Source organism: Henriciella sp. (genome assembly GCF_049649345.1).
GTDB lineage: Bacteria > Pseudomonadota > Alphaproteobacteria > Caulobacterales > Hyphomonadaceae > Henriciella.
Genome location: NZ_JBARZC010000425.1, coordinates 1 through 2,473, shown reverse-complemented (window position 1 = coordinate 2,473; position 2,473 = coordinate 1). Strand labels below are relative to the sequence as shown.

Here is a 2,473-nt window from a genome sequence, read left to right as displayed (position 1 = left end):
ATTGAGATCAATGGCACCGATGTCGCCGAACTGGATGGAGCAGCATTTGCTGCTGAAATGGGTTCAGCTCAGACGGTCACTATGACAGTGTTGAGGAATGGCGAGACCCAGCCTCTGGAAATCGCTTTTGGGACGGAGTGAGAGGGAAATGAGAACACTCCTTGCAGCCTGCGCCGCAGCAGCGCTTCTGGCTCCGGCCGCGCATGCGGAGATGCAGTCGCCTCAGGCCGCGCGCCATGTGCTGAGCCTCGATGATGTCGAGATCACGGCCCTGATCGACGATGTGTCGATCATTACAGGGTATACTTTCATTCTACATCCGGATGTCGCGCGTACCCGCGTGACGGTGCTTTCGCAGTCTCCGATGACAACGGATGAAGTCTTCCAGGTCTTCCTGTCTACGCTCCGGGTGCACGGCTTTGCCGCCATTCCGGCCGGCAAGGGCGTCTACCGCGTTGTGCCCGAGCAGCTCGCGGTTGGCGAAGCCGGCGTTTATGCCGAAAGCCCGAACACATTCATCACCGAAATCTTCCGGTTTGACTCGTTTGGCGCGGTGGAAGCGGCGCAGATGATCAAGCCGATCGTCGATGCGCAGGGACAGGTCGTTGCCAATACGCGGTCAAACTCGGTCGTCGTCGTCGACTATGCGTCGAACATGCCGCGCATTCGCGAGATCGTGAACCAGTTGGACGCCGATGACCGCACTCAGGTCGAGACGCTGGCGCTGACAAGCGTGCCGTCAAAGGAGATGGCTGAGATCCTGAAAAACCTGCTCGGCACACGCGATGGCAACCCTGTGCCGAATTTCGAGGTCTCGTCTTCTCCGACCAGCAATTCGATCATCATTCGCGGCGACGGACCTCTTGTCGAGCGCTCGATCCGGATCGCCCAGCAGCTCGATGATGCAGAGCCGTCGAGAGATAATCTGCGCGTCGTCGAACTCAGCAATGCGAAGGCCGAAGAGATCGTCCCGATTCTGGAAAAGATCGCTGCGACGATGGCGGACCAGCGCGGGCCAGTTGAAAGCGCCTCACCGCCGGCAACGATTGCCCATCATCCGGAATCGAACTCGCTCATCATCAGTGCGACACCGGATACGCTGCTCGCCATGGAGCGCGTGGTCGAAGCGCTCGACCAGCGCCGTGCGCAGGTCTTCGTCGAGGCAATCATTGTCGAGATATCGGACGACACAGCCCGCGAGCTTGGTGTCCAGTTCCTGCTGTCTGGCACGGGCGACTCTTCGACCCCGTTTGCGACGACCAATTTTTCCCGGTCTGCACCGAACCTGCTGGCGCTTGCCGGCGCCATCATCACGGATGGCGATCTGCCAGGCGGCAGCAATGGCAGCCCGTTCACGGATGCGGCGCTCGGCTCGCTTCTGGGCACGAATGGCGCCCTGATCGGGATTGGCGGCCAGGACGGCGACACGCTGTTCGGGGCGATCATCAACGCCATCGAGGAGGATACCAATTCGCGTGTCCTCTCGAAGCCGTTCAACATGACGCTGGATAATGGTACGTCGTCGCTGATCGTCGGTCAGGATGTGCCGCTGACGTCCGGGGAAGTCCTGGGCGATGCCAACTCAAACCCGTTCCGGACGGTCCAGCGCGAGCAGATCGGCGTCAAACTGGAAGTTACGCCACGCATCTCGTCGGACGACACGATCCGCCTCGACATCTATCAGGAAGTGTCGAGCATTTTCGGCCAGGTCGGCACCGTCTCGCCGGATCTCATCCTGAACACACGCAACATTTCCACCAGCCTGCTTGCGGATGACGGCGAGATCATCGTGATCGGCGGCCTGATCGAGCAGACGGAGTCCAAGCAGAAGTCGAAAGTGCCGCTGCTTGGTGATATTCCCGTGGCAGGCAATCTGTTCAAGTCCGAAGGCGTCGGCGGCACGCGGACCAATTTCATGGTGTTCATCAAGCCGACCATTGTCCGCGATCGCGAAAGCGCGAGCCGCGTGACCGGGCGCAGCTATAATTATCTGCGCGCGCAGGAATTGCTCCAAGAGGACCAGGTCGGCGTCACGATCGACCAGTTCCTCGGCGAAGTCCTCGGTGAGCCGGGACCGGTAGAGGAGTAGACAGCTTGTGAGGCTGATAGCCTCGCGGTGAAGAGTGATGAGTGAGCACGCAGGCCCCCGCACACTGACCTATGCCTTTGCCCGCGACAAAGGCCTCGTTGTCATGTCTGATGCCGACGACACGGTTGAACTGGGTGTCCGCTCCGGTGCAGATCCCCGATCGATCATAGAGGCGCGCCGCGCACTTGGTCGCCCGCTGCGCTTCCGCCATCTCGATGCCCAGACCTTCGAGCGAGAACTCTCCGAGCACTATGCCCGGAGCGCCGTCGATGGCGGGGAAACCGAAGCGGCGATGAATGGCGGCGATCTCCATTCCCTTATTGACGATATTCCGCAAACCGCCGATCTGCTGGACGGCGATGATGATGCGCCCGGGGTGCGCCT

At 60.6% G+C, this 2,473-nt stretch carries 1 protein-coding gene and 1 pseudogene; both read left to right on the top strand.

Going from position 1 to position 2,473, the window contains the following annotated elements:
* Positions 1-148 precede the first annotated feature (148 nt).
* The gene (gspD, locus tag WA989_RS11720; RefSeq protein ID WP_424340679.1) at positions 149-2,089 is read left to right on the top strand and encodes a type II secretion system secretin GspD; all 1,941 of its coding nucleotides are present in this window, start codon (positions 149-151) and stop codon (positions 2,087-2,089) included.
* A gap of 37 nt (positions 2,090-2,126) precedes the next feature.
* Positions 2,127-2,473, top strand: a pseudogene (locus WA989_RS11715) (type II secretion system protein GspE); the annotation flags it as partial.

Coding starts and splice junctions, on each gene's coding strand:
- gspD (WP_424340679.1), top strand. CDS start 149: ATGAGAACACTCCTTGCAGCCTGCGCCGCAGCAGCGCTTCTGGCTCCG.